The organism is Helicobacter pylori (genome assembly GCF_006440215.1).
GTDB lineage: Bacteria > Campylobacterota > Campylobacteria > Campylobacterales > Helicobacteraceae > Helicobacter > Helicobacter pylori_CS.
Genome location: NZ_VEZH01000012.1, coordinates 16,577 through 42,357, shown reverse-complemented (window position 1 = coordinate 42,357; position 25,781 = coordinate 16,577). Strand labels below are relative to the sequence as shown.

General features: G+C 38.6%; 29 protein-coding genes, 1 tRNA gene and 1 pseudogene. 13 read left to right on the top strand and 18 right to left on the bottom strand.

From position 1 onward, the window contains the following. Positions 1 to 2: 2 nt before the first annotated feature. The 4 genes from FIM44_RS06460 to der all read right to left on the bottom strand — a co-directional run bounded on the left by FIM44_RS06460 (position 3) and on the right by der (position 3,028). A complete protein-coding gene (locus FIM44_RS06460; RefSeq protein WP_001236594.1) occupies positions 3 to 608 on the bottom strand; it encodes an LPP20 family lipoprotein in 606 nt (201 codons plus the stop codon). 470 nt (positions 609 to 1,078) lie between these two features. Continuing rightward, positions 1,079 to 1,155: transfer RNA gene (locus FIM44_RS06455), tRNA-Arg, on the bottom strand. A 62-nt stretch (positions 1,156 to 1,217) separates the two neighbouring features. Further along, positions 1,218 to 1,502, bottom strand: coding sequence for an HU family DNA-binding protein (locus FIM44_RS06450; RefSeq protein WP_140579468.1), 285 nt, complete (start codon positions 1,500 to 1,502; stop codon positions 1,218 to 1,220). 140 nt (positions 1,503 to 1,642) lie between these two features. Beyond that, positions 1,643 to 3,028 carry a ribosome biogenesis GTPase Der gene (gene der, locus FIM44_RS06445; protein WP_140579467.1) on the bottom strand — a complete coding sequence of 462 codons (1,386 nt, stop codon included), beginning with the start codon at positions 3,026 to 3,028 and terminating at the stop codon, positions 1,643 to 1,645. Between the two features lie 76 nt (positions 3,029 to 3,104). Between der and FIM44_RS06440 the strand changes: the two genes are divergently transcribed. The 7 genes from FIM44_RS06440 (at position 3,105) to FIM44_RS06410 (ending at position 9,707) form a co-directional block, all read left to right on the top strand. Beyond that, complete coding sequence (locus FIM44_RS06440) at positions 3,105 to 3,992, top strand: hypothetical protein (RefSeq protein ID WP_140579466.1); 888 nt, start codon at positions 3,105 to 3,107, stop codon at positions 3,990 to 3,992. Positions 3,993 to 4,081: 89 nt separating this feature from the next. Further along, entirely contained in the window at positions 4,082 to 4,870 is a 789-nt protein-coding gene (locus FIM44_RS06435) for a spermidine synthase (protein WP_140579465.1), read from the top strand. Between the two features lies 1 nt (position 4,871). Beyond that, on the top strand, positions 4,872 to 5,462 hold the full coding sequence (coaE, locus tag FIM44_RS06430; RefSeq protein ID WP_140579464.1) for a dephospho-CoA kinase: 591 nt from the start codon (positions 4,872 to 4,874) through the stop codon (positions 5,460 to 5,462). A 59-nt stretch (positions 5,463 to 5,521) separates the two neighbouring features. Continuing rightward, on the top strand, positions 5,522 to 6,883 hold the full coding sequence (gatA, locus tag FIM44_RS06425) for an Asp-tRNA(Asn)/Glu-tRNA(Gln) amidotransferase subunit GatA (RefSeq protein WP_140579463.1): 1,362 nt from the start codon (positions 5,522 to 5,524) through the stop codon (positions 6,881 to 6,883). Between the two features lie 9 nt (positions 6,884 to 6,892). Next, on the top strand, positions 6,893 to 8,338 hold the full coding sequence (gene guaB / locus FIM44_RS06420) for an IMP dehydrogenase (RefSeq protein ID WP_140579462.1): 1,446 nt from the start codon (positions 6,893 to 6,895) through the stop codon (positions 8,336 to 8,338). Positions 8,339 to 8,459: 121 nt separating this feature from the next. Next, complete coding sequence (locus FIM44_RS06415) at positions 8,460 to 9,140, top strand: F0F1 ATP synthase subunit A (RefSeq protein ID WP_021300195.1); 681 nt, start codon at positions 8,460 to 8,462, stop codon at positions 9,138 to 9,140. A gap of 318 nt (positions 9,141 to 9,458) precedes the next feature. Continuing rightward, positions 9,459 to 9,707, top strand: coding sequence for an RNA-binding protein (locus FIM44_RS06410; RefSeq protein WP_000790557.1), 249 nt, complete (start codon positions 9,459 to 9,461; stop codon positions 9,705 to 9,707). Between the two features lie 214 nt (positions 9,708 to 9,921). Here FIM44_RS06410 and FIM44_RS06405 read toward each other — a convergent pair whose 3' ends face one another. The 7 genes from FIM44_RS06405 to FIM44_RS06375 form a co-directional block, all read right to left on the bottom strand. Beyond that, entirely contained in the window at positions 9,922 to 10,743 is an 822-nt protein-coding gene (locus FIM44_RS06405) for a glycosyltransferase family 25 protein (RefSeq protein ID WP_140579461.1), read from the bottom strand. A 167-nt stretch (positions 10,744 to 10,910) separates the two neighbouring features. Then, positions 10,911 to 11,846, bottom strand: coding sequence for a thioredoxin-disulfide reductase (gene trxB / locus FIM44_RS06400; RefSeq protein ID WP_000564429.1), 936 nt, complete (start codon positions 11,844 to 11,846; stop codon positions 10,911 to 10,913). 5 nt (positions 11,847 to 11,851) lie between these two features. Next, on the bottom strand, positions 11,852 to 12,172 hold the full coding sequence (trxA, locus tag FIM44_RS06395) for a thioredoxin (RefSeq protein ID WP_000020200.1): 321 nt from the start codon (positions 12,170 to 12,172) through the stop codon (positions 11,852 to 11,854). 88 nt (positions 12,173 to 12,260) lie between these two features. Continuing rightward, the gene (locus tag FIM44_RS06390) at positions 12,261 to 12,605 is read right to left on the bottom strand and encodes a YraN family protein (RefSeq protein WP_120847080.1); all 345 of its coding nucleotides are present in this window, start codon (positions 12,603 to 12,605) and stop codon (positions 12,261 to 12,263) included. Continuing rightward, positions 12,606 to 13,871: a homoserine dehydrogenase gene (locus tag FIM44_RS06385; protein ID WP_000746802.1), complete on the bottom strand. Its 1,266-nt coding sequence runs from the start codon at positions 13,869 to 13,871 to the stop codon at positions 12,606 to 12,608. Positions 13,872 to 13,881: 10 nt separating this feature from the next. Beyond that, positions 13,882 to 15,666 carry an excinuclease ABC subunit UvrC gene (gene uvrC / locus FIM44_RS06380; RefSeq protein ID WP_140579460.1) on the bottom strand — a complete coding sequence of 595 codons (1,785 nt, stop codon included), beginning with the start codon at positions 15,664 to 15,666 and terminating at the stop codon, positions 13,882 to 13,884. Beyond that, entirely contained in the window at positions 15,667 to 16,128 is a 462-nt protein-coding gene (locus FIM44_RS06375) for a hypothetical protein (protein ID WP_140579459.1), read from the bottom strand. Here FIM44_RS06375 and FIM44_RS06370 point away from each other — a divergent pair. Further along, entirely contained in the window at positions 16,120 to 16,299 is a 180-nt protein-coding gene (locus tag FIM44_RS06370; RefSeq protein WP_140579458.1) for a hypothetical protein, read from the top strand. The genes FIM44_RS06375 and FIM44_RS06370 overlap by 9 nt on opposite strands. Positions 16,300 to 16,310: 11 nt before the next feature. On the opposite strand, the gene egtV is transcribed toward FIM44_RS06370, so the two are convergent. From egtV to FIM44_RS06335, 7 genes and pseudogenes are all read right to left on the bottom strand, one after another. Beyond that, a complete protein-coding gene (egtV, locus tag FIM44_RS06365; protein ID WP_140579457.1) occupies positions 16,311 to 16,952 on the bottom strand; it encodes an ergothioneine transport ATP-binding protein EgtV in 642 nt (213 codons plus the stop codon). 1 nt (position 16,953) lies between these two features. Further along, entirely contained in the window at positions 16,954 to 18,606 is a 1,653-nt protein-coding gene (egtU, locus tag FIM44_RS06360) for an ergothioneine transport permease/ergothioneine binding protein EgtU (protein WP_524541229.1), read from the bottom strand. A gap of 187 nt (positions 18,607 to 18,793) precedes the next feature. Further along, entirely contained in the window at positions 18,794 to 19,231 is a 438-nt protein-coding gene (locus FIM44_RS06355; RefSeq protein WP_140579455.1) for a hypothetical protein, read from the bottom strand. 3 nt (positions 19,232 to 19,234) lie between these two features. Continuing rightward, positions 19,235 to 20,002 carry a flagellar motor protein MotB gene (motB, locus tag FIM44_RS06350; RefSeq protein ID WP_140579454.1) on the bottom strand — a complete coding sequence of 256 codons (768 nt, stop codon included), beginning with the start codon at positions 20,000 to 20,002 and terminating at the stop codon, positions 19,235 to 19,237. 2 nt (positions 20,003 to 20,004) lie between these two features. Then, positions 20,005 to 20,778 (bottom strand): flagellar motor stator protein MotA, encoded by a 774-nt coding sequence (gene motA, locus FIM44_RS06345; protein WP_000366184.1) that lies wholly within the window; start codon positions 20,776 to 20,778, stop codon positions 20,005 to 20,007. A 10-nt stretch (positions 20,779 to 20,788) separates the two neighbouring features. Next, positions 20,789 to 21,561: pseudogene (locus FIM44_RS06340) on the bottom strand (HesA/MoeB/ThiF family protein). Further along, entirely contained in the window at positions 21,562 to 22,179 is a 618-nt protein-coding gene (locus FIM44_RS06335) for an MBL fold metallo-hydrolase (protein WP_021306430.1), read from the bottom strand. It lies immediately after the preceding pseudogene. A 109-nt stretch (positions 22,180 to 22,288) separates the two neighbouring features. Between FIM44_RS06335 and FIM44_RS06330 the strand changes: the two genes are divergently transcribed. From FIM44_RS06330 to acpS, 5 genes are all read left to right on the top strand, one after another. After that, on the top strand, positions 22,289 to 23,317 hold the full coding sequence (locus FIM44_RS06330; protein WP_194148712.1) for an SAM-dependent methyltransferase: 1,029 nt from the start codon (positions 22,289 to 22,291) through the stop codon (positions 23,315 to 23,317). A gap of 449 nt (positions 23,318 to 23,766) precedes the next feature. Beyond that, positions 23,767 to 24,093 carry a dihydroneopterin aldolase gene (locus tag FIM44_RS06320; RefSeq protein ID WP_140579453.1) on the top strand — a complete coding sequence of 109 codons (327 nt, stop codon included), beginning with the start codon at positions 23,767 to 23,769 and terminating at the stop codon, positions 24,091 to 24,093. Then, positions 24,072 to 24,674 carry a 16S rRNA (guanine(966)-N(2))-methyltransferase RsmD gene (gene rsmD / locus FIM44_RS06315; RefSeq protein ID WP_140579452.1) on the top strand — a complete coding sequence of 201 codons (603 nt, stop codon included), beginning with the start codon at positions 24,072 to 24,074 and terminating at the stop codon, positions 24,672 to 24,674. The genes FIM44_RS06320 and rsmD overlap by 22 nt, the downstream gene beginning before the upstream one ends. A gap of 8 nt (positions 24,675 to 24,682) precedes the next feature. Then, positions 24,683 to 25,234, top strand: a complete 552-nt coding sequence (gene fliL / locus FIM44_RS06310) for a flagellar basal body-associated protein FliL (protein ID WP_000797032.1) — start codon at positions 24,683 to 24,685, stop codon at positions 25,232 to 25,234. A 6-nt stretch (positions 25,235 to 25,240) separates the two neighbouring features. Then, positions 25,241 to 25,600 (top strand): holo-ACP synthase, encoded by a 360-nt coding sequence (gene acpS, locus FIM44_RS06305; RefSeq protein ID WP_140579451.1) that lies wholly within the window; start codon positions 25,241 to 25,243, stop codon positions 25,598 to 25,600. Positions 25,601 to 25,781 lie beyond the last annotated feature (181 nt).

Here is a 25,781-nt window from a genome sequence, read left to right as displayed (position 1 = left end):
GTTTATCCTCTCGCTCCGCTCAAAATACGATACCAAATCCTGCCGTCTAATTTAAGCTCCATGCTCACTTGACACAAGCCGTCTTTATAGATGGTCTCAGTGATTTCAGCGTTACGAATGAGAGCATTGACTCTGGTTTTAATCACGGAATTTTGTAAAACCATGTCTTTGACGGTGTCTTGAGCGTTCACTCTAATACCATACATTTTTTCACCCAACTGGCGGTAGCCATCAACAATAGCGGCTCGCTTGGCCAAAGCCAGGGCTTGAGAGGGCGAAATGGTGGATTCTGGAGCCACACCCATGCCCACTGCATTCAATTCAATGACATTATTAGGCGTGAGAATGGGGGTGTTAGGGATAGCGTTAGTGGGATTAGAGCTAATGATGGGCTGATCATTATTCTCAAGGCGAGGGCTTGGGAGAGGCTGAATGCTCTTTCTGGGGGTGAAATTGGTTGGAGGATAAATGGGGGCTTGCAAGCCATTAGCTGAAGGGGGGATTAACTGCGCGTTAGTGTTACGCTTTTTAAAGAGACTGCAACCACTTATCAAAAGAGCGGCAACAAGCAATGAATTAATACCAAAAAAGGCAGTGTGCAAACGCATGGGCATTTTCCTTAAAATGAGTTTATCAAGTCTATTATATCATTTTTGAAGGGATTTGTCATGCGGATATTCCCACTAATCTTATTAAGGCTAGTGCGTTTTAATTTAAGATCTAAGGGATTATGATCTGTTTTTAGCTTTCCTAAATTTTTAATAGAGATCACTCAATTTTTTAAAAAGGGGGATTTTAATGGCTTGATTTTATCGTTTTAAGATTTTATTTGATGATAAAACTCATTTTTTTAAGTTTGATTTTTAAATTCATTTCTTAAGGGGGTAGGAGGCATTTTGAAAAATTCCTCCCTACAACCCACAACTAAAACCCCCTAAAGAGCGCTTTTTTAAGAGATTATGGCTTGATTTTTGCAAGATCTTTTTAATTGTAAAAAATGCTTTGAATATTTTTTAAATAAGATAAGAAATAAAATAATATTTTTTTTAAATTCCTATAATAGTAAAAATAATGCGAGTGGTGTCCTTGGCGGGATTCGAACCCACGACCTTACGATTAGGAATCATACGCTCTATCCAGCTGAGCTACAAGGACATTTTATAAGAAAGCAAGAAACTTACAACCTGTTGGTAAGCCCCTTGCTGAGTGGATCAAATTCACTTGCCTTCTTCAACTTTTTGTTTAAGGATTTTACCGGGTTTGAATTTAGGCACTCGTTTGTCTTCAGTTTTATAAGTTTTATCGCTTCCTGGCACTTTGCCTTCTTTGCCTTTTTGCTCTGCGGTTTCAAATTTGCCAAAACCGATCAACTCCACGCTTTCACCCTTGCTTAAAGCTGTCTCTACCGCTAGAGTAAAGGCGCTGATCGCTTCTTCGGCTTCTCTTTTGCTGTTGTATTTACCCGTTTCTTTAACCAAATCAACAAATTCCGCTTTGTTCATGTGGATAACCCCTTTCTAATAGATGCTAAAACCAAGCGATTTAATCGCCTAGCTTGACTGATTGATCGGTAATTATAATCAAATCCTAAAGATAAATCAAGCAAAAACGCTTTTTTAAGGGGGTTTAATGCATAAAAAAATTAATTTTGTTGGGCGCTTTTTTTATCTTTAGCGTTAAGGATTAAAGGCGTGCCTAAAAAATTAAATTCTTTCCTTAAGGTGTTGATCAAATAGCGTTTGTAGCTGAAATGCAAGGCTTTAGGGCGATTCATTATAAGAGAGATTTGAGGGGGTTTGGTGGCAAATTGCGTGGCGTAATACACTTTCACTAATTTCCCTCCATCGCTTGGTAAGGGGTGTTTTTGGGTGGCTTGATTGATCACGCTATTGAGCAAGCTTGTGGGAATGCGTTTGGAAAAACACTCATAGACTTCTATGATTTTATGCTTGATTTCATCTATATGGCGCGCTTTTAAGCAGCTGGTTGTGATCACGGGGGCGTATTCTAAAAAGCGGAATTTCCTTTTTAAAGTTGCCATGATCTCTTCATAAGGGGCGTAGCGGATGTCCCATTTGTTTAAAATAAGAATGATGCCTAAAGAGTGTTTATCCGCTAAGGAGCTGATCTTTTCGTCTAATTCCACAAAGGGAGCGCTCACATCTAAAACTAAAAGCACGATGTGGGATTTTTCTAAGGCTTTTTGCGTGCGTTCTAGCGCGTATTTTTCAATGCCTAAGATTTTACCCCTATGCCTGATTCCAGCGGTATCCACAAAGCAAATTTTTTGATCGCCTATTAGAATGGTTTCATCTATGGGGTCAATGGTAGTGCCAGCCACGCTAGAAACAAGACTCCTTTCTTTTTTTGTGAGCGCGTTTAAGAGCGAGCTTTTGCCAACATTCACTCTCCCAATGATGCCTACTTGAATGATCTCTTCTTCTTTAGTTTCTTCTTCTGATACGTTATTTTCTAGGCTTTCTAAAATATCCGCATCCAAATCCTGCTCTATGATTGGATTTAAATTTAGCACGCTCAATATCGCATCAATTAACGCACTAATGCCTCTATTGTGCGAAACGGAAATATTAAAACTCTTTGGCATGCCAAAAGAAGAAAACGCATAAGCCCGCTCTTTTTCCTTGTCGTTATCAATTTTATTAATCACTAAAAAGCAGTTAGGGTTGATCTTAAAAACCTCTCTAAAAAGCTTGAGATCTTCATCGCTAGGGATAGACTTGCCATCCACAACATACAAAATCAAATCGCTCATTTGAGCGGCTTTTAAATTAAGGGCTTTGATTTCTTTAGACAAAAGAGCGTCTTTAGCCATGCCCCCTGTATCTAGTAATTCTACTTCATGGCCATTCAGTGCGATTTTTCGTTTGTTGATGTCTCGTGTAGTGCCTGCAAAATCTGAAGTGATAGCGATCCTTTCTCTAGCCAAGCGGTTAAATAGTGAGCTTTTCCCCACATTAGGTTGGCCTAAAATCGCAATGGTTTTTAAAGTTTTATGGCTTGTATTCATCTTTTTTATCGCTTCAATTTAATCAAAATTAGATTACAATATTATAGTTATTTAAAGCTTAAATAAGGGTCTGACATTGTTTTTAGTCAAAAAAATAGGCGTGGTAGTAGTGGTTTTAATATGCTTTCTAGCTTGCTCGCAAGAGAGGTTTATTAAGTTGCAAAAAAAAGCCCAAGAGCAAGAAAATGACGGCTCTAGACGCCCTAGCTATGTGGATTCGGATTATGAAGTCTTTAGCGAAACGATTTTTTTACAAAACATGGTGTATCAGCCTATAGAGGAAAGAAACGCTTTTTTCCAACTGACTAAAGATGAAGATGATTCTTTTAACCCTGAAACTTCTGTGATTTTGTTGAATGAGCCAAGCGATAATAATGAAAAAAACCCGCCCTTATACCAAAATGAGTCTCATAACAACGCTGCCAATAACGATACAAAAAACCCGTTCCTTTACAAACCGAAAACAAAAACAAAAGATCCAAAGCTCATTGAATATTCCCAACAAAATTTCTACCCCCTAAAGGACGGGGATATTATGATGAGTAAAGAAGGGGATCAATGGCTGATAGAAATCAAATCCAAAGCCTTGAAGCGTTTTTTAAAAGATCAAAACGACAAAGATCGCCAGATTCAAACTTTCACTTTTAATGACACTAAAACGCAAATCGCGCAATTTAAGGGCAAGATTTCTTCGTATGTTTATACCACCAATGACAGCGATTTGAGTTTAAGGCCTTTTTATGAATCCTTTCTCTTAGAAAAAAAGAGCGATGATTTTTATACGATAGGGGCGATAGGGGATAAGGCTTTAGATTCCATTGAGATTTCAAAGTGTCAAATGGTGTTAAAAAAGCATTCAACCGATAAATTAGACAGCCAACATAAAGCCATCAGTATTGATTTGGATTTTAAAAAAGAGCGCTTTAAGAGCGATACAGAACTTTTTTTAGAATGCCAAAGCTAGGCTTTTGTTACAATAATTTAGATTTTTTAGCTAGCATGTTAGCCTTCCAAAGGCATGGATATTATTAAAAAGTAAGCTAAGGAGTGTTTATGTGGATCACCCAAGAAATCACGCCGTATTTGCGTAAAGAATACACCATAGAAGCGAAATTATTAGATGTCAGAAGCGAGCATAATATCTTAGAGATTTTTAAATCTAAGGATTTTGGCGAAATTGCGATGCTTAATTGCCAATTGCTGTTTAAAAACTTTCTTCATATTGAAAGCGAGTTGCTCGCTCATATGGGGGGTTGCACCAAGAAAGAGTTTGAAGAGGTTTTGATTGTGGATGGGTTTGATTTGGAATTAGCCCATCAGCTTTTTAAATACGACACGCATATAGATTTTGTGCAAGCGGATGAAAAGATTTTAGACAGCTTCATTAGTTTTTTCCCCCATTTCCATGAAGTGAAAAACAACAAGAATTTCACGCACGCTAAACAACTCTTAGATTTAGACATTAAAAAATACGATTTGATTCTTTGCTTGCAAGAGCCAGATATTCATAAAGTTGATGGTTTAAAAAGAATGCTTAAAGAAGATGGGGTGTTTATTTCTGTAGCCAAACACCCATTATTAGAGCATGTGAGCATGCAAAACGCCCTTAAAAACATGGGCGAGTTTTTTTCTGTTGCCATGCCTTTTGTAGCGCCTTTAAGGATTTTAAGCAACAAGGGTTATATTTACGCCTCTTTTAAAACCCACCCTTTAAAAGATTTAATGGCACCAAAAATAGAAGCGCTAACAAGCGTGAGATACTATAACGAAGACATTCATAGGGCCGCATTCGCTTTGCCTAAAAATTTACAAGAAGTCTTTAAAGACAATATCAAATCTTAAAATGATCTTAAAAAACGCTATCGCTCTCACAGGGGGGATAGGCACCGGTAAAAGCACCACCATTAAAATATTAGAATCGCAAGGTTATCAAATTTTAGATGCGGATAAGATCGCTCACCAATTATTGCAAGAGCATCGGCTAGAAATCGCCCAACATTTTGGATCAGATATTCTAGAAAAGGGTATTTTAAACAGAAAAAAACTTGGCGCGATCGTGTTTCAAAACGCTAATGAGTTAAAATGGTTAGAGGATTTTTTACACCCCTTGATCCGTGAATGCATGCTTAAAAAAGCCTATGAATTAGAAAAAAATCATCAAGCGTATTTTTTAGACATCCCTTTGTTTTTTGAAGTGGGGGGTAAAAAATGCTATCCTGTGAGTAAGGTGGTTTTAATCTATGCGCCTAAGGCCTTACAAATTGAGCGCCTTTTAGAGCGAGACAAACTCAAAGAAGCTGAAATCTTGCAACGCTTAGCTTGTCAAATGGATATAGAGCAAAAACGTGCCATGAGCGATTATGTTATAGACAACAGCTCCAGTTTAAAAGATTTAAATAAGCAAGTTGAACGCTTTTTAAAAACGCTCTTATAAGCTCGTTTTGTCTCTAAGCATGTTAAACTACCATTAAATTTTTTAATAAGGCTAAAAACATGATCACTTTAAAACAAGCCCTTTCTTTATCCCAAGATGAATTAGAAACCCTTAAAAACGAAATTGACGCTAAGGTTAGAGCTTCAGATTTGAACGCTTATATTAAAGCCCCTAGCCTTAATGGCGCTAGCGCTAAAGGGGTGCCAATCCTTATTAAAGATAATATCAGCGTTAAGGGGTGGGAAATCACTTGCTCCAGTAAGATTTTAGAAGGCTATGTCGCTCCTTATCATGCGAGCGTGATGGAAAACTTGCACCAAAACAGCATGGCAGGGTTTGGGCTTTCTAACATGGACGAGTTTGCGATGGGGAGCACCACGGAGTCTAGTTGCTATGGGATCACTAAAAACCCACGAGACAAAAACAGAGTGCCTGGAGGGAGTAGCGGAGGGAGTGCAGCAGCGGTAGCGGGTGGCTTAGCGGTGGCGGCTTTAGGGAGCGATACGGGCGGATCTATCAGGCAGCCGGCGAGCTATTGCGGGTGCGTGGGGTTAAAGCCCACTTACGGGAGGGTGAGCCGTTATGGTTTGATCGCGTATTGTTCTAGTTTTGATCAAATCGGGCCTATCACGCAAAATGTAGAAGACGCTTCTATTTTATTTGACGCTATTAGCGGGCATGATAGCAAGGACTCCACGAGTGCTAATCTCAAACCCACGCAAACCTTTAAAAATCTTAACAGAGACAAACGCTTTAAAATCGCTATCTTAAGAGATCACATTAAAGATGCGAGCCATGAAGTGCAACTCGCTTATGAAAACACCCTTAAAGCCTTGAAAGAAATGGGGCATGAGATTGTGGAAAAAAAGATGTTGGATTCGCATTATCAAATCTCTATCTATTATATTATCAGCATGGCCGAAGCGAGTTCGAATCTGGCCAGATTTGATGGGGTTCGTTATGGGAGGAGGGCTCAAAATATTAAAGATTTGAAAGAATTGTATCTCAAAAGCCGCACTGAAGGTTTTGGCGATGAGGTGAAGCGGCGCATCATGTTAGGGAATTTTGTCTTAAGCAGTGGGTATTATGACGCTTATTATTTGAAAGCCCAGCAAATGCGTTTGATGATTAAAGAGCAATACAACAAGATTTTTGAAGAAGTGGATTTGATTTTCACCCCTGTTGCTCCTACGAGCGCCCACTTATTCAATTACCATGCAAGCCCTTTAGAAATGTATTTGAGCGATATTTACACGATTGGGGCGAATTTGAGCGGTTTGCCAGCCCTTTCTTTGCCGGTCGCTAAAGATCCTTTAGGCTTGCCCATAGGGATGCAATTCATTGCTAAGGCTTTTGATGAGCAAAGCCTTTTAGATGTTTCTTACGCTTTAGAGCAAGAATTAGATTTAAAACTAGATTAAGGATAGAAAATGAGAATTTTACAAAGGGCTTTGACTTTTGAAGACGTGTTGATGGTGCCTAGAAAATCCAGCGTTTTGCCTAAAGATGTGAGCTTAAAGTCTCGCCTAACTAAAAACATTCGTTTGAATATCCCCTTTATTAGCGCGGCTATGGATACGGTTACAGAGCATAAAACCGCTATCGCTATGGCACGCCTTGGGGGTATTGGCATCGTGCATAAAAACATGGATATTGAAACGCAAGTCAAAGAAATCACTAAGGTTAAAAAAAGTGAGAGCGGGGTGATTAATGATCCTATTTTTATCCATGCGCACAGGACGCTAGCGGACGCTAAAGTCATAACGGATAATTACAAGATTTCAGGCGTGCCTGTGGTAGATGATAAGGGGTTGTTGATCGGAATTTTAACTAACAGAGATGTGCGCTTTGAAACCGATTTGAGTAAAAAAGTGGGCGATGTGATGACTAAAATGCCTTTAGTTACCGCTCATGTGGGCATCAGTTTAGATGAAGCGAGCGATTTGATGCACAAGCATAAGATTGAAAAATTGCCCATTGTGGATAAAGATAATGTCTTAAAAGGCTTGATCACGATCAAAGATATTCAAAAACGCATTGAATACCCTGAGGCTAATAAAGATGATTTTGGGCGCTTGAGAGTGGGGGCGGCTATTGGAGTGGGGCAGTTGGATAGGGCTGAAATGTTAGTTAAAGCGGGGGTGGATGCGTTGGTGCTAGACAGCGCGCATGGGCATTCAGCCAATATCTTACACACATTAGAAGAGATTAAAAAAAGCTTGGTAGTGGATGTGATTGTGGGGAATGTGGTTACTAAAGAGGCCACAAGCGATTTGATTAGCGCAGGAGCGGACGCTGTTAAGGTGGGTATTGGGCCAGGAAGCATTTGCACCACTAGGATTGTGGCTGGGGTGGGAATGCCTCAAGTGAGCGCGATTGATAATTGCGTAGGAGTGGCGTCTAAATTTGATATTCCTGTGATTGCAGATGGAGGGATCCGCTATTCAGGCGATGTGGCTAAGGCTTTAGCTTTGGGGGCATCAAGCGTGATGATAGGCTCTTTACTCGCTGGCACAGAAGAATCGCCGGGGGATTTTATGATCTATCAAGGGAGGCAATATAAAAGCTATAGGGGCATGGGGAGCATTGGGGCTATGACTAAAGGGAGTTCTGATCGGTATTTTCAAGAGGGCGTGGCGAGTGAAAAATTAGTCCCAGAAGGCATTGAGGGGCGTGTGCCTTATCGTGGTAAGGTTTCGGATATGATTTTCCAATTAGTAGGGGGCGTGTGCTCTTCTATGGGGTATCAGGGGGCGAAAAATATTTTGGAATTGTATCAAAACGCTGAATTTGTAGAAATCACTAGTGCGGGGTTAAAAGAAAGCCATGTGCATGGCGTGGATATTACTAAAGAAGCCCCTAATTATTATGGGTGAATTTTAAAAGAAAACAGGACAAATCGTTAAAAAACTCGTTAAAAAGCTTGGTTTAATGAGTTTTTAAAACTTAATTGCTACAATTAAGGAAATTTTCAATAAGGCTTAGAGAAACTTTTTCATGGAACACAGAGTATTTACTATTGCTAATTTTTTTAGCTCCAATCATGATTTTATCACCGGGTTTTTTGTTGTTTTGACAGCGGTTTTGATGTTTTTAATCTCGCTTGGTGCATCGCGCAAAATGCAAATGGTGCCTATGGGCTTGCAGAATGTGTATGAGAGCGTTATTAGCGCGATTTTGAGCGTGGCTAAGGATATTATAGGCGAAGAATTAGCCCGCAAATACTTCCCACTAGCAGGCACGATCGCTTTGTATGTCTTTTTTTCTAACATGATAGGCATCATTCCTGGTTTTGAATCCCCTACGGCTAGTTGGAGTTTTACGCTGGTTTTAGCGCTGATTGTGTTTTTTTACTACCATTTTGAAGGCATTAGAGCACAGGGCTTTTTTAAGTATTTCGCTCATTTTGCAGGCCCTGTGAAATGGCTTGCCCCTTTCATGTTCCCTATTGAGATCATCTCGCATTTTTCTAGGATCGTGTCTTTATCGTTTCGCTTGTTTGGGAATATCAAGGGCGATGACATGTTCTTGCTCATCATGCTTTTATTAGTGCCTTGGGCTGTTCCTGTAGCGCCCTTTATGGTCTTGTTTTTTATGGGGATTTTACAAGCTTTTGTTTTTATGATTCTCACTTATGTGTATTTGGCAGGGGCTGTTTTAACCGATGAAGGGCATTAAGCAAAACATTCTTGTTTGGCTTTAATATTGTTTTTTAAAACTTTGTTTTATGGTAAAGTTTTTAAAAGGCTAGGGGGTGGTTTTGAAACCATGCTCCCCTTATCCTTTGTGCTTTTTAAAATTACCGCTTGCTCGTGTAAGTTCTATTTTATTATCAATACCCAATTTTAATAGCTTTTATAATTTTTTAAGCAATCATTAGATAAAATCTACCATACTTCTGTTTTGGATGTGTTTGGGTTTTAGAAGTGTTACTTTTTTATAACTTTTTCATATTCTTATGGGTATGTTGTCATTTTTTTACCGGAGAATTTTATCTTGAAAAACATTTATGTGGGGAATTTGGTTTATAGTGCTACCAGCGAGCAAGTCAAGGAGCTTTTCAGTCAATTTGGCAAAGTTTTTAATGTCAAGCTGATTTATGACAGAGAAACGAAGAAACCTAAAGGTTTTGGCTTTGTGGAAATGCAAGAAGAGGGCGTTAGCGAAGCGATTGCTAAATTGGATAATACGGATTTTATGGGCAGAACGATTAGGGTAACCGAAGCCAATCCTAAAAAATCTTAATCTTAAAGCATTAGAAAATTAGAAAATAATTTTCTAATGCACTTCCTATTCTCTTGATGTGTCTTTATTTGGATTGCGCATAGGAGCTAAAAGGGGTTAAAACCCTTTTAAAATCCATTTGAAATTTTAATCCATTCTTAAAAAGGCGATTAAGTTTTGTTCTAATCAAATAGGGACAATTAACGCTTTGAAAACGCTCTTTAGTATTTTTTAGCTATACAAACTGCCAATATTTTAAATATTTAAAATGGAGTTTTCTCATTAAGGCGATTTTAGGGCTATAAGGTTCTTCTTTTCGCGCTATCGTAGAGATTTGCTCATCATCAGCGATCACAAAAGGTTGTAACACCAGATTTTTCACGCCATGGATAAAAGTAGCGTCCATTATCGTATCCACAGGAACAACCCATTTTTGGCTGCATTTTTTAAAAACTTTGGCAATCTTGGGCGTGATCACATAGCCTTGCGTCCCCACCCCATGACTATAAGCTTTAATGATTCCTACACGCTCTTGTATCTCGTGGTTTTTGTGGCTCAATGACTCACTTCTTACACTGGCATCATACAACAAATGCATCAAACGCACATAGCCTAGTTCTTGGATGTGTTTTTCTAAAAAATCCAATCCCTCTTTAAAATCCTCTTTCAAGGTTATATCGTCTTCTAAAATACAAATGGGCTCATTTAACTCTATGCATTTTTCCCACAAGGAATAATGGCTCGCATAACACCCAAGCTCCCCCAAGCTCATAAACTTCGCATAGTATTTTAAAGCGTAATAAAACTTAGAAACCCTACTGATTAGGTTGGTTGTAATCCCCATGTCTTTGATGTTTTGCGTGATGAAATAAGGGTGTAAATGCTTTTTAACTAAGGGATGCAACTCGCCTTCAAAAGTTTTAGAATAAATCGCATCAAAAATTTGTGCCTTGTGGTGGGTGGCATTGATATTACGGAGTAAAGTTGTGGTATCTCTAAAAACTAAACCAAATTGATCGCACACTTTTTGATTCAAAGAAATGATAAAAACACGCAAAGCTTAAACTCTCATAATTTTTAATAGAGTATATCGTTTTTAGGCTCTGTTTTACAATAAAACTTTGCGAATAAAATCGCATCACGGCTACAAAAAAGCTTTAAAAGATCCAATGAATGTTTGAAGTAAGAACTCATAACCCTAAAATCTAGGGCTATAAGCTTGATTTAATGGTGTTCTAAATAAGAAATCACGCTTAAGGCTGCCGTAGCACCATCGCTTGCAGCGCAAACCACTTGCTTAGGGGCAAAAATGCGAATATCTCCTGCGGCAAACAAGCCTTGAACATCCGTTTTCATGGAAAAATCCACGACAATAGAGCCGTATTCATCGCATTTGCATAGCATGGAGTTATCTTCTTGTTTCAACACAGCGTTATTCACATCATAACCCACAAAAATAAAAAACCCCGGCACAACCAATTCTCTTGTTTCATTAGTGGCTGTGTTTTTAATGCTTAAAGAAGACACGCCAGAAGCATCGCCCTTGATTTCTTCCACCACATAAGGGGTTAAAAACTCAATCTTATCATTGTTTTTAGCATGTTCTAAAGTGATAGGCGCGCACCTAAAACCATCTCTTCTGTGGATGAGATAGACTTTTTTGCAGATGTTGGCCAGATAAATCGCCTCTTCTACGGCGGTATCGCCTCCACCAAGCACCGCTACTTCTTTATTTTTGTAAAAGAAGCCATCGCATGTCGCGCAAGTGCTAACGCCTTTACCCCAATATTCTGACTCGCCCTTGATGCCTGTGCGTTTAGGGCTACCACCGGTAGCGATAATCACGCTTTTAGCTTCAAAAGTCTTGCCATCTTCTGCCAAAATAACAAAATGAGAGTCTTTTTTAGAAACCCTTTGAACAGCGGTCATCTCATGCTTTAAGCCAAAGCGAAAGCATTGCTCCTGCCATGGTTGCATGAAATCCAACCCGCTCACCACTTCCTTAACGCCCGGATAGTTTTCAATCTCACTACTGCCAGTGATTTGCCCCCCAGGCATTCCTTTTTCAAATAAAACGGCGTTTTTAACACCGCCTCTAGTGGCATAAAGCCCCGCACTCAAACCTGCAGGACCACCTCCAATAATCGCACAATCTATCATGGCTACTAGCCTAGAAGTTTGTTTAATTGCTCTTTTAAAGCAACTTTAGTTTGCACGCCCACCAACTGATGGACGACTTCGCCATCTTTCACAAATAAAAGCGTAGGAATGCTTCTAATACCAAATTTCGCACTCAATTCTTCTTGCTCATCGGTATTGACTTTACAAATCTTAGCCTTACCTTCATATTCGCTGGCTAATTCATCAATCACAGGGGATAGCATCTTACAAGGCCCACACCATGGTGCCCAAAAATCCACTAACGCAACCCCTTTTTTAATGGTGCTTTCAAAATTTTCTTCAGTTAATTCAATATAGTGACTCATTGGTTACTCCTAAATATATGATTTTGATTAACGAGAATTATGTTAGCTTAAGAATGTTAATGAAAACGCATTGGTTTTGGATAAAAATCTAAAAAGTGATATTTTCTAAAAGCTCAAATTTACCATTTTTCACAATAAGAGCGTCAATGCAAAAATCGCTATTGGGATTTTTTTGGGACAAATAACAGCGGATCGTTTTAATCATCTTTTTTAATTTGCTCGGCGTGATCGCATAAATGGGATCAAAATTTTCCCCGCTTTTGACTTCAATGAAATGCAAAACCCCTTTTTTAAAAGCGATAATATCAATTTCGCCAAATTTTGAAAAAAAGTTCCTCTCCACCATTTCAAAACCCAGCGTTTTTAAAAATTCGCAGGCCTCTTCTTCAGCCTTCAAGCCCTTTGCCCTGTGCTTGTTATTCAAAAAGCGCATTCAATGTTCCAAACGGATCATTTTAGGGGTGTCTAGCACGCTTTTTAGATTTTCAAGCTCTTTAAGGGCGTTTAGCATAGACTTTTCGTTGGTGGTGTGCGTGGAAAATAAGATTTTAGCCTTGTTGGAATGCGGGATTTCTTTTTGTAAAACATTGTTGAGCGAAATATCATTTTGGGCTAAAATCGCGCTAATTTGAGAAAAAACCCCTTTTTCATCGCTCACCAACAAACGCGCATAATAGGCGCATTGGATTTCTTCTTTGGGTTTTAGGGGGAGTTTTTGAGGGGTTTCAAAGCCTAGCATTAGAGAGCTTTTTTTCCTTGCGATTTCTATAATATCGCTAATGACCGCGCTTGCGGTAGGCTCTCCCCCAGCCCCAGCCCCATAATACAAAGTCTCGCCCACCTTATCCCCTATAACGCTTATAGCGTTCATCACCCCATCCACTTTAGAGAGCATGCATTCATTTTTAATCATGCTTGGATGCACTCTTAATTCAATGCAATCTTGGTGTTTTTTAGCGATGCCTAAAAGTTTAATGCTATAACCAAATTCTTTAGCAAACTCCATGTCGTCTGGCTCTATTTTTTCAATGCCTTCAATTAAAATTTCTTCTAATTTCGCATCAATGCCATAGGCTAAAGACGCTAAAATCAATAATTTGTGCGCCGCATCAATGCCTTTAATGTCAAATTCAGGATTCAATTCCGCGTAGCCTAAATGTTGGGCGTCTTTCAAAGCGTCCTTAAAGCTCGCTTGATTTTTAAACATCTGGCTTAAAATGTAATTGCTGGTGCCGTTTAAAATCCCTTTAAAAGAAAGGATGTGATTAGCGCTCAAGCCGTCTTTTAAAGCCTTGATAATAGGGATACCCCCGCACACGCTCGCTTCAAAGCCTATGGGGGTGTTTTTAGCGATTTGTTCTAATTCATAGCGGTGATACGCTAACATGGCTTTATTGGCTGTAACGAAGGCTTTTTGTTTGGCTAAAGTTTTTTTAGCTAAAAGATAAGGCGCTTCCACCCCACCCATAAGCTCCACGACAATATCAATTTCTTCATCTTCTATCAGGCTTTCTAAATCATTACTGATTTCAAAAGGATAGCCTTTGCGCTTTTTCACATCTCGCACCACCGCTTTTTTAATCATGATTTCCACACCGGCTCTGTCTTTAATGATTTCTTGATTTTCTTGTAAGATTTTAGCGACCGCACTCCCCACACACCCTAAACCCACAAGCCCTATATTCAATCTTTTTTTCATGTTTTTTCCTTTAGATTCGTTTTTTTAAAACGGCGTTTTTTTCCTGCTCGTTCGCTTTTTCTATCGCTTCAAAGCTCCCAAAATAATCCAATAATTTTTTCACGCTGGCTTCTCCTATGCCCTTTTCTTTTAAAAGAGCGATTTGTTTCATGTTTTTAAGTTTAGTGGATCTATGGAAGTTTATCGCATACCGGTGGCTTTCATCGCGCAATTTTTGCACCCACTGCAAGCGCTTGTCGCTAGGGAGTAATTTAAAAGTATCGTTAGCGGTGTGGATAATGTCTTTAGCGCCCCCTTTAGAGCGATAAGCTTTAGAATCCCTTTTTTCTTTAGAAATAGCGATCACTTCTACAAAACTCCCGCTGCTTTTTAAGATTTCTAAAGCGATGTTTAATTGCGCCCTCCCTCCATCGATCACCCACAAATTAGGCGGCGGCTCTTTAGCAAAATCTAAAGCCCTTCTGGTGAGCAATTCGCTCATTTGAGTGTATTCATTAGAGCCTTTCAAATGATAACGCCGATAAGCGTCTTTTTGGAATGCATGATTTTCATACACGACCATTCCCCCCACGCATTGGCTGTTGGCATGGTGGCTTGTATCAAAGATTTCCACCCTATAAGGCATGCACTCTAATTTAAAGAGCGATCGCGCTTCTTCTAAAATCAGATCTTCATTAGAGGTTTTTTCTTGGTTAAAAATCTCTTGAGCGTTTTTCATAGCGATTTCTATTAAAGCGAGCTTATCGCCTTTTTTAGGAATGCTAAGAGCGATTTTTTTAGAGTATTGGTGAGAGATAAAATCTTGCAATTCTTTAAGCGTTTCATTAGAGCAAGCGTTCAATAAAATCTGTTCTGGCATTAAAGGCAAATGCGATTGGTAATGATTGATAATGGCTTGTTTCATCGCTTCATCAGTGTCAAACCCATTGAGAGAGTGGATTTTTTCAAACGCTGAAGAAATGATTTTACCCCCACGCATAAACATTTTCACTAATACCGCCTTATTGCTCCCACTATAAAAAGCAAAAATATCCAAATCATAGAGTTTGGCTAAATCCATGCAAGTGAAAGGGGCGATTTTTTGGATTTTTGCAATCCTGTCCCTATAAATGAGAGCTTCTTCAAAACGCAAGTTATTAGAAAGGCGCTCCATTTTTAATTCAAGCTCTTTGACGAGTTTGTCTTTATTTTCAATCATTTCTAAACATTCTTTAGCGATTTTTGAATACTCTTCTTTGGTGATTTTATTCTCGCATGGGGCTTTACAACGCTCTATTTGATAAAACATGCATGCCTTTTTATCTTTGATGCAATTTTTCTTTTGAACTAACGGGAGCAATTCATACAAGCTGTCTAAAATATCCTTAGCCCCGCTCGTAAAAGGGCCAAAATATTTAACGCCAGGCTGTTTTAAAATTTTTCGTGTGATTAAAGGGATAGGGAAATCAGTGGAAAAATCCATGTAAATATAAGGGTAAGTTTTATCATCTCTTAAAAGAATGTTGTATTTGGGTTTGAGCTGCTTGATTAAAGAATTTTCTAAAATCAAAGCGTCTTGCTCGTTTTCCACTAAAATGGTTTCTAAAAAAGCGATCTGTTTGACCATCATTTGGATTCGTAAGCTGGTGCGATGATTGGGCGTGATTTCATTATTGTGGATAGAAAAATAGCTTTTGATGCGCTTTTTTAAATTTTTCGCCTTACCGATATAGAGTAATTGGCGGTTTTTATCAAAATATTGATACACGCCACTGCTATGAGAAAGGTTTTTCAAACTGGACAATAAATCAGCCATTCATTCCTCAAAAAAACTTCGTTGGTAGCGGATCAAAGCGCGCACTTTTTCAAAACATTCATGCAAACGAGCGTCTTTAATGGGATTATGGAACAACCCTAAAGCGCTAGGGCGAAAAAAACGGGCTTGTTTTTTAATGGGGGCATAAAAATTGGCTTTTTCTAAGGAATCTTTAGGCACATAACCTAAAATTTCTAACCCATTCAACCCATCAAACCCATAAGCATGCCCTTGCGTGTTTAAAAAATGGCTGATTTCTTTAGCGAATCGCTGGTTAAATTCTTTAGAAGCCCAGAGATCTTTAAACGCAAAAAGCAATTTAGAGTCTTTTATGAAGATAAAAAGCAAATTTTCTTGTAAACTTAAAGGCATAAAAACCTTAAGCTTTTTGAGTTTCAAAAGAGTTTCAAGCTTTTTATAAGACTTTTTTTGAATGAGTAAGGAGAAAATATTTTGTTCCATAAACTGATCTTAACATGCTTTTTAACGCTTGTAGCCATAACGATTCAAGCTTGCGGCTATAAAGCCCCCCCATTCAATGGAAAACCCGTTAAAAAAACTTCAAACAGCTCTAATTCTTCTATGCAAACGCCCACCAACAACACCACGCCAGAATTTTTAAATCAGCCTTAAAATCACGGCTCTTATTTAAGGGCTTTGATTTCTAGGGTTTTTGTGGCTAACCTTTGAGCCTCGCTTTCATCATGCGTTACCATAATGAAAGTAGCGTGAGAATTTTGGTGTATCTCTTTGATGAGATCTTGCAAATTCTTGCGATTAAAACTATCTAAAGCGCTAAAAGGCTCGTCTAATAAAATGAGTTCTGGCCTGTGGATAATCCCCCTAATAATGCCCACTCTTTGGGCTTGCCCCCCACTCAATTCGTTAGGGAATTTATCCATAAGGCTCTCCTCTAACCCCATTTTTAACGCTAAGGCTTTGGCTTCTTTTTGAGCGGCTTGTTTGTCCATGCCTTGTAAAATAAGGCAAAAAGTCATGTTTTGCATGGCGTTTAAATGAGGGAATAAGGAATTGCCTTGAGCGATATAGCCTATTTTTTGGCGTAAAAAAGCGTTGTTTGAAAGGGTTTCATTAAAGATTTTAATACTCCCCAGACTGGGTTTTAAAAGCCCTAAAATCAAGCCTAAAAGCGTGCTTTTACCGCTCCCGCTCTCCCCTAAAACGCATAAAAAATCCCCTTCTTGAATGCTTAAATTAAAATCCTTAAAAACAGCGCGATTGCGGTAGTTAAAAGACACATTCTCTATTGTAACGATTTCTTTCATGCTATAACCCCAAGCTTTCTAAAAACTCTTTAGCGACTATTTGGGGGCTTTTTTTCAACACTTCCACTTGATAGTTTAAATCTTGCATCACCTCATCGCTAAATTTTGAATCCAATTTTTCTAAGATTTTTAACGCTTCCGGATACTTTTTTACCATTTCTTTTCTCATAACAATACCGGCCTGATAATTGGGGAAAAACCCTTTATCATCCTTAAGCACCTTTAAATCCAGCTCTTTGATTTGAGCGTCTGTAGTGAAGACATCTAAAGCGTTGATTTTATGGGATTCAAAACTTTTATAGCGCAAATTAATATCCATTTCATGCAAACTTCTAAAATGGAAGCGATAGGCTTTCACTAAGCCTTTAAAAGCGTCCTCTCTTTCAAAAAAGTCAAACTCCGCTCCAAAATCAAAATTTGGGCTATGAAAGGCTAAATCGCTGAAAGTTTCAATAGCGTATTTTTGAGCGTCTTCTTTAGAAATCGCTAAGGAATAGGTGTTATTAAAGCCCAAAAGCCCCACCCATAAAAGATTAAATTCCTTCTCATAACGCTTTTTAATCGTTTCAAAATCCACTTTTTGAGTCAAAGGGTTTTTGAGCGTATTCACCCAAGCGGTGCCGGTATATTCCACATACAAATCAAAATCACCCCTAATTAATGCCGGATGGATATTCATCGTCCCCCCACCAATGCCAAACGCTCGCTTGATAGGAATATGGTGTTTTTCTAACAAAAGGCTTAAAATTTCGCCCAAAATATACTGCTCGCTGTTAGGTTTTGTGGCCACGACTAAGGGCTTTTCTTCTATGGCGTTTCTAGGAATGAGCCATAAAGCGCTCGCTAGCAATAAAAAAAGAAACACCGCCAAATTAGTATAAACTCTTCTTTTTTGTTTTTGGGTGGCGTTTTGAGAAAATAGGCGTTGCAAGGCGTTTTCATGCTGAAAGACGCTCACAAATTGATCCGCTAAAACACTAAAAAGAGCGATGATCAAACTACCCGCTACTAAAAGCGGGGTATTTTGCGTGTTTAGCCCTCTAAAAATCGCCTGCCCTAAGCCCCCAGCCCCAATGAGCGCCCCAATCCCAGCCATCGCTACTAGCATCACCACCGCAATCCTTAAGCCCACTAAAATTTGGGGGATAGCGAGCAAGAATCGCACCCTAAAAAACAACTCTTTTGGGTTGCACCCTAGCCCGATAGCGGCCTTAATCACCTCTTCTCTTACTTCTTTTAAAGCGTTATAAGTGCTATGGACAATGGGTAATAAGCCGTATAAGACCAACACTAAAAGCGCGTTTTTTAACCCCACCCCAATTAAAGGAATGAATAAGGCGAACAACGCAAGCGATGGGATGGTGTAGAGGAAATTCACTATAGGGAGCAAGAACGCCCTAGCCTTTGAGTTGTAAAACACAAAAACCCCAATCAAAACCCCAAACACCAGCACAAGAAAGCTAGAGAGTGCAACGATGATAAAATGCTGTGCGAGTAAGTCTATAAAATAAATGAAGCGATCATGAAATTCTTTGATCAAATATTTTACCACGCTTATTTTTAGCACTATGGCAACTAAATGCTGTGTGATTACATCTACAGAATGGAGAAACCATTCATACAATTCTTTGATCAAATGTTTAAAAACGCCCATAATCGGTATTATAACTAAACTTATTCTAATAAAGGGGTTTTATTTAGTTTTTGCATGGGGTATTGTAGCGCTTAATGAGTGGGCTTATAATACTTTTTCATGTTACCTGTTTTTATCATTCTATACCAAAAATTTTTATTCATGCCAACAACTATAGCACCAAATGTTTATAAAACGGGTGAAAAAATCAAAACTGGAAGGTGCGTTTGCCTAAATTGGTGCTCACTTCTATCCATAGCGGTTGGTTTTCGCATAAAATTTCATAGGCTACGCTTTGATTCCTCACTAAAGAAACGCTTTTAGGCGTGGGGTAGAGCGAGCAAGAACGCCCTTGATTGATGTCAATTTTTAAGATAACCACGCTCTCTACTACAGCGCTCACCTTTAAATAATACGACTCCCTAGCCCCTTGCCATTCTAAATAGGGCGTTTCTTGGGGGACAATCTCTAAAGCCACTAAAGGGCTTTGAGCCAGTTTTAAGCGTGTTTTTTGCTCCTGCTCTTTTAGTTCTCGTTCTCTGTTGATCCCCTTATCAATCAAATCAAAAAGGTTTGAAGAAGCGTCCTTTTCTCTGGCAATAAGGCTCGCTAAAAAGAGAAAGATGAAGAGAAAAAATTTATTCATGGCTCATTCTTGGTGGGGATTGAACTCATTGTCTAAAATAGAATGAATCTTACTCAAATCGTTCGCATCGGTTGAAAAAAAGATTTCCACACGATTGTTTTTCATTCTGTTTTCTAAGGAGTCATTAGGCGCGATAGGGTTTGTGGAGCCGTAAGAAGAAAAAGACAATTGGTTAGGATCCACGCCGTATTGTATAAGGACTTTCATCACCCTATAAGCGCGATTGGCGGCTAATTCATAATGGCTTTTAAAACGGGTTTTAGTTAAAGGCGTGTTGTCTGTAAAACCTCTCACATTAATATGCACCCTTTTAGGGAGTTTTTGAATGATTTTAGCGATCCGTTCAATATAAAGCATCATGTCTTGATTGATAGTATCTGAAGTAGTGTTTTCAAACAACAAATTAGAGGGGAGTTTCAAAATAGAGCCTTGATCAATTTGCTCTAAAACACTGCCCTCGCCTTTGCGAGCGATAGTGGCTTTTGTTTCGGTATTTTGCGAAGCCGGTTTGGAGCTTTCGCTCGCCATTTGCTCTTCTTCTTTCCCTGAATCAGGCGGGATCACTACAACCGGCTGCATCGCCTCTGGCTTGGGAGCGTAATTAAAAATCTTAATAAATTCGGTTTTTAAGGCTTCCACTTTGGATTTATTGACCGCTGAAATGGCATAAAGAGCGATAAAAAGCGCGAGCAACAACGACAAAAAGTCCGCATAAGGAACCGCCCATTTTTCGCCGGCGGGGCATTCGGTGGGTTTGTTTTTCTTAGCCATCTTTAGCCCTCAAATTGGGATTTTTTAGGCTCACCGGGAGCGATGTAGTTTAAGAGTTTGTTTTCTAAATCCCTTGGGTTTTCCCCATTAGCGATGCCTAAAATCCCCTCTAAAAGAACGGTTTTTTCTTTGATAATGTCTTTAGACTTAGCCTTGAGCTTATGCCCAAAAGGGCCAAAAATCGCATAAGCACACATAATCCCTGTAACAGTAGCCGTAAAAGCCCCAGCGATCCCTGCTGCCATTTCAGCCGGGTTGTCTAATTTTTGCAAGGCTAGCATAAGCCCCATAACCGCCCCCACTAACCCCATAGTCGGAGCGGTCTCGCCGGCTGTTTCCCAATAATGAGCGGCGCCGTGGTAATACTCTTCCATTTCTTCAATGCTAATTTCTAAGCTTTCCTTAACGGATTTGAGATCCTTGCCGTCTATGATCATAGACAAGCCATTACGGGTGAAGTCGTCTTCAATTTGCGCCACTCGTCCCTCCAAACTCAATACCCCATCTTTTCTGGCTAAAGTGGCTAATTCCACTAAATTTTTAATGGTTTCGTTCAAATTGATTTTAGGGTTTAAAAAAACAATTTTTATCTCTTTGTAAGCGGCTTTCACATAACGAGCATGCGTGCCTGTCATAGCGGCAAAAAGCGAAGTGGGCACGATGATGATGACTGAACTCAAATGGATAATGTGCAACGGGTTACCATCTTCTAAAATATCGCCCAGCGAAATAGAAGCGACCGCCAATACCAAGCCTAGTATGGTTGATAAATCCAAAACTTACCCCTTAATCTAAAATTTCATAATCTTGTAAATGCGTGATTTTATGCGTGCCACAAACCCTACATTCAGGGTTTTTGGGTGCTTGAATTTTTTAAAATCCATCGTTTTAATATCGGCTATAAGTAAAGTATTTATAAGTAAAGTTTCAAACCCTAAAAAATATTTAAGGCATTCGCTCGCTTGGATACACCCTAAAACTCCGGGTAAGACCCCAAAAAGCCCTGAAATAGGATTTAATCCCTTTTTAGGAGGCTTATCAAAAACACACGCTAAGCATGTGCTATGGGGTAAAACGCTCATGCTTTGCCCCCTGTATTTTAAAACCCCGGCATGCGAATAGGGTTTTTGGGCTAACACGCAAGCATCATTAATCAAAAACTTAGCGTTGAAATTGTCTGTAGCGTCTATGATAAAATCGTAAGGTTCTATGAGAGAAAGAGCGTTATGAGCCTTAAAGCGTTCTTCAAAAATCTCTATTTCAATACCAGCATTGAGTTGTTTTAAGCACGCTTTCGCGCTAGAGGCTTTAGATTGGTTTAAAAAATCCTGTGAATGGATGATTTGGCGTTGCAAATTACTCATATCTACCACATCAAAATCTACAATACCGATTTTTCCTATCCCAGCAGTGCACAAATACATCAAAACCGCTGATCTAAGACCCCCAGCTCCAACGACTAAAACGCTAGATTTTAAAAGCTTCAACTGACCTTCTTCGCCCACATCTTCTAGCATGATATGGCGCAAATAACGCTCTTTTTCTAGCCGGCTTAACAATTAAGCCATCCTTGAAACCCAAATTTTAGAATGCTCTCTTTCAGCAAAAAAACTTGTCTTATCCCCATGCCCTGGATAAATCTCTATGTCTTTAGGGAAGTCTAAATTTTGAAACCTTAACAGGGACTCTTTCATGTCTTTTTCATTAGAATAAGGGAAATCATAACGGCCAATGCTGCGATAAAAAATAAAATCCCCGCTAAAAATCACCCCTTCTATTTCTATGATAGAGCAACCGGGCGTATGCCCAGGAAAATGCCAATATTTAATGGTGGTGTTTTCTATCTCTAAAGTGGTGCAACCCTTATTGCAAGGCACGCTGAAATTGGGGCTAAAAACCGGCATGCCTAAATGGAAAATATCATTTTCTAGCATGAACACATCGTCTTTGGGGGCGTAAATGGGGGTGTCTTTAAGGAGTTTTGACAATTGAGCGCTATCCCATACATGATCATAATGCCCATGCGTGATTAAAATCGCCTTAGGGTTTTTGGCGTTTTCTAACACCCATTCGCTGCTAGAAAATCCGGGATCGATGATAAAATCTATCCCACTAGAAAGCTTCACAATATAAGCGTTTTCTTCCACCGCCCCGCATTCTCGCCTTAAAATTTCCACACTACTAACTCCCTACTAAACTAGCTTAAAAAGTCTTTATTATTGAATATCATAGCGCAAAAATAAGGCGATTTTGACTAGAATAGCGCTTCTCTTATTGTTGGTTGAGATGAGTTTGAATGAAAGGAAAATCGTGCGTTCGTTTGGGAATTACATGCAAGAGTGGCTTTATGGAGAAAAGGGGTATTACAGAAAGGCGCTAATCGGTCCAAAAGGGGATTTTTACACTTCGGTGTCTTTGAGTAAGTTTTTTGGAGGTGCTATGGCGTTTTATATCATTAAGCTTTTAGAAGAAGAAAAATTATTTTTGCCTTTAAAAATTGTAGAAATTGGCTCTCATCATGGGCATTTTTTGAGCGATATAGCCAGTTTTTTAAACGCTTTGAGCGTGGGCGTAATGGAACAATGCGAGTTTGTCAGCTGCGAGCCTTTAAAGGAATTGCAAAAACTCCAACGAACTATTTTCAAACAAGCCACGCAATTGGAACTGATGATCTGCGATCTGAAAGATCTAGATTTCAAGGGGCATGAAAGCGCGTTTGTTGTCTCTAATGAATTGTTTGACGCGTTCGCTTGCGAGATCATTAAAGATAACAAAATGCTTTTTATCACCCATGATCATCAGGGCGTTTGGGGTGGTATTGATGAACCCACTAAAGAACTTCTTAAAAATTTGAATTTAAAACAAGGGTGTGCGCCGTTATTTTTAGAGGCTTTTATTAAGGATTTGTTAGAGAAATTAAATGAGGCTCCTTCTTGGGTGTTTTTGAGCTTTGATTATGGCGATAAAATAGAGAGAAAAGACATGCATTTAAGGGCTTTTAAAAACCACCAAGTATTAGATTTTAAGGATATTTTAAACCATCTGGCTTCTTTGTATCAGCAAAGCGATTTGACTTATGATGTCAATTTTTCTTTGGTGCGCTTTTTGTTTGAGAAACACCACGCGCAATTTTCATTCTTTAAATCGCAGGCTAACGCTTTATTGGATATGGGGCTTATGGGATTGTTAGAAACATTTTCAAAGAGCGTGGGTTATGAAAGGTATTTAAAAGAAGCGGCTAAAATCAAGCCCCTAATTAGCCCTGGGGGTTTGGGGGAGCGTTTCAAAGCGTTAGAGTTGGTGAAAAAAATGTAAATTAAAAGCATTTTTACAACCTAAATAATAAAGAGTTTGCGTCTTTTTAAAGGGGGGATTGGTATCGTGGATTTTTAGGATATTAAATATTAAGTATTATACTATTAAACACTACGCTTTCAAGATCAGTTTGTGTGAAAAGTTGAGAGAGGCTAACTTGCTTTCTCAAATCAAGGTAAGAGCGTCAGGACATTTTAATGAAAAAGTTGATTAAAATGCTAAGTTATAGTAAAGAAGGAAGGAATATAATACGCCTTTCGCTCTTACCTTCGCCGAGCATTATACAAAAAAAAAAAAAAACGATGTTATTTGAGCTTTATTTTTAACATTCTTTTTTTCTTTTTTACAAAATGAAACACTTTTTGAATTTATTTAGTATTGGCGCTTAAAAGAAAGAATTGCTATAATTTGAAACAATTTAACTCTATTGATGGGATAAAAGGGGTTTTTTGAAAATTTTTCTTTCTTGCAAGTCTTTGTTGATCCAAAGGAGTTTGGAATTTTATTTGAGCGGTTGCCTTTCTCCTATGGAAGTTTGCGATTTTGTTTTAAGCGATGATGAAACGCTAGAGATTAATAAGCCCCTATGCTTTATAGAAGAGCGTTTAAGAAAGCCTTTCACTAAACAGAGCGTGAAAGAAGATGTAAAAAATTTTTATCGCGCTTTAAAGACGAGCGAAAAACCTTGCGAAGAAATGAAAATTTCTAAAGAGCAAAAGATTCAGCAATTATTAGAAGAATACACCCAAAAATTATGCCAAATCATCAGCCAGTAAAAAAATTTAAGGTTATTGGGGGGGCTTGTAAGGGATTGGGCTTGAATTTGCCTAACATTTCTAGCACGCGCCCCACTAAAGCGATCGTAAGAGAGTCGTTTTTTAACACCTTGCAAGCAGAAATCAGTGGAGCGCATTTTATAGAAGTGTTTTCAGGCAGCGCTTCTATGGGTTTGGAGGCTTTGAGTAGGGGGGCTAAAAGCGCGGTGTTTTTTGAGCAAAATAAAAACGCTTATGCCACGCTTTTAGAAAACATTTCCCTTTTTAAAAACCGCCTGAAAAAGGAAATTGAAATTCAAACCTTTTTAGATGACGCTTTCAAGCTTTTACCCACGCTGTGTTTAAAAAATGGCGTTTTGAATATTATTTATTTGGATCCTCCTTTTGAAACGAGCGGGTTTTTAGGGATTTATGAAAAATGTTTTCACGCTTTAGAAAGGTTATTAAACCGCTCTCATTCAAAAAATCTTTTGGTGGTTTTTGAGCATGAAAGCCTGCATGAAATGCCTAAAAGTCTTACAACTTTAGCTATAATCAAACAGAAAAAATTTGGGAAAACCACTTTAACTTATTTTCAATAGGAATAGGCATGGCAGAAGAACAAGAAAATACCGCGCAACAACCTCAAAAAAAAAGCAAAGCCCTTTTATTTGTCATTATTGGAAGCGTGTTAGTGATGCTTTTATTGGTGGGGGTGATTATCATGCTGCTTATGGGGAATAAGGAAGAATCTAAAGAAAACGCTTCTAAAAACACCCAAGAAGTTCAAGCTAATCCTATGGCGAACAAAAATCAAGAGGCTAAAGAAGGTTCTAATATCCAGCAATATTTGGTGCTTGGGCCTTTGTATGCGATTGATGCGCCTTTTGCGGTGAATTTGGTCTCTCAAAATGGCAGACGCTACCTTAAGGCTTCTATTTCGTTAGAATTGAGTAATGAAAAGCTTTTGAATGAAGTCAAGGTTAAGGACACAGCGATTAAAGACACGATTATAGAGATTCTGTCGTCTAAAAGCGTGGAAGAAGTGGTTACTAACAAAGGTAAAAACAAGCTTAAAGATGAAATTAAGAGCCATTTGAATTCGTTTTTGATTGATGGCTTTATTAAAAATGTCTTTTTCACTGACTTTATCATCCAATAATTTTAAATGATTGGCATAGATATTGTCTCTGTTGCTAGGGTAGAAAAGTGCGTGAAACGCTTTAAAATGAGGTTTTTAGAGCGTTTTTTATCGCCAAGTGAGATCGTTTTATGCAAGGATAAATCTAGCAGTATCGCCGGGTTTTTCGCGCTTAAAGAAGCTTGCTCTAAAGCCCTTCAAGTGGGCATTGGCAAGGAATTGAGCTTTTTGGATATACGAATCTCTAAAAGCCCTAAAAACGCCCCTTTAATCACCCTTTCCAAAGAAAAAATGGATTATTTTAATATCCAAAGCTTGAGCGCGAGCATCAGTCATGACGCTGGTTTTGCGGTAGCGGTTGTAATGGTTTCTTCGTCAAATAGATAAATAACGCATTCTAAAACCCCATAACATTCTGTTTTAAAAAACGCTTAGCAGCTATTAAAAAAACACTAAAAACCTTTTTCAAATCGTTTTGATAACAAATTGCAAATAAAAAAATCAAACTTCAAAATTTAAGTTAATTATAATAATTATTTTTATAATATGCATCGGTTTGAATTAAATG

Bases quoted from the DNA above. Each gene is read 5' to 3' on its own strand.
- FIM44_RS06460 (WP_001236594.1), bottom strand. From the start codon at position 608: ATGCGTTTGCACACTGCCTTTTTTGGTATTAATTCATTGCTTGTTGCC.
- FIM44_RS06450 (WP_140579468.1), bottom strand. From the start codon at position 1,502: ATGAACAAAGCGGAATTTGTTGATTTGGTTAAAGAAACGGGTAAATAC.
- der (WP_140579467.1), bottom strand. From the start codon at position 3,028: ATGAATACAAGCCATAAAACTTTAAAAACCATTGCGATTTTAGGCCAA.
- FIM44_RS06435 (WP_140579465.1), top strand. From the start codon at position 4,082: ATGTGGATCACCCAAGAAATCACGCCGTATTTGCGTAAAGAATACACC.
- coaE (WP_140579464.1), top strand. From the start codon at position 4,872: ATGATCTTAAAAAACGCTATCGCTCTCACAGGGGGGATAGGCACCGGT.
- gatA (WP_140579463.1), top strand. From the start codon at position 5,522: ATGATCACTTTAAAACAAGCCCTTTCTTTATCCCAAGATGAATTAGAA.
- guaB (WP_140579462.1), top strand. From the start codon at position 6,893: ATGAGAATTTTACAAAGGGCTTTGACTTTTGAAGACGTGTTGATGGTG.
- FIM44_RS06415 (WP_021300195.1), top strand. From the start codon at position 8,460: ATGGAACACAGAGTATTTACTATTGCTAATTTTTTTAGCTCCAATCAT.
- trxB (WP_000564429.1), bottom strand. From the start codon at position 11,846: ATGATAGATTGTGCGATTATTGGAGGTGGTCCTGCAGGTTTGAGTGCG.
- trxA (WP_000020200.1), bottom strand. From the start codon at position 12,172: ATGAGTCACTATATTGAATTAACTGAAGAAAATTTTGAAAGCACCATT.
- FIM44_RS06390 (WP_120847080.1), bottom strand. From the start codon at position 12,605: ATGCGCTTTTTGAATAACAAGCACAGGGCAAAGGGCTTGAAGGCTGAA.
- FIM44_RS06385 (WP_000746802.1), bottom strand. From the start codon at position 13,871: ATGAAAAAAAGATTGAATATAGGGCTTGTGGGTTTAGGGTGTGTGGGG.
- uvrC (WP_140579460.1), bottom strand. From the start codon at position 15,666: ATGGCTGATTTATTGTCCAGTTTGAAAAACCTTTCTCATAGCAGTGGC.
- FIM44_RS06375 (WP_140579459.1), bottom strand. From the start codon at position 16,128: ATGGAACAAAATATTTTCTCCTTACTCATTCAAAAAAAGTCTTATAAA.
- egtV (WP_140579457.1), bottom strand. From the start codon at position 16,952: ATGAAAGAAATCGTTACAATAGAGAATGTGTCTTTTAACTACCGCAAT.
- egtU (WP_524541229.1), bottom strand. From the start codon at position 18,606: ATGGGCGTTTTTAAACATTTGATCAAAGAATTGTATGAATGGTTTCTC.
- FIM44_RS06355 (WP_140579455.1), bottom strand. From the start codon at position 19,231: ATGAATAAATTTTTTCTCTTCATCTTTCTCTTTTTAGCGAGCCTTATT.
- motB (WP_140579454.1), bottom strand. From the start codon at position 20,002: ATGGCTAAGAAAAACAAACCCACCGAATGCCCCGCCGGCGAAAAATGG.
- FIM44_RS06330 (WP_194148712.1), top strand. From the start codon at position 22,289: ATGAGTTTGAATGAAAGGAAAATCGTGCGTTCGTTTGGGAATTACATG.
- rsmD (WP_140579452.1), top strand. From the start codon at position 24,072: ATGCCAAATCATCAGCCAGTAAAAAAATTTAAGGTTATTGGGGGGGCT.
- fliL (WP_000797032.1), top strand. From the start codon at position 24,683: ATGGCAGAAGAACAAGAAAATACCGCGCAACAACCTCAAAAAAAAAGC.
- acpS (WP_140579451.1), top strand. From the start codon at position 25,241: ATGATTGGCATAGATATTGTCTCTGTTGCTAGGGTAGAAAAGTGCGTG.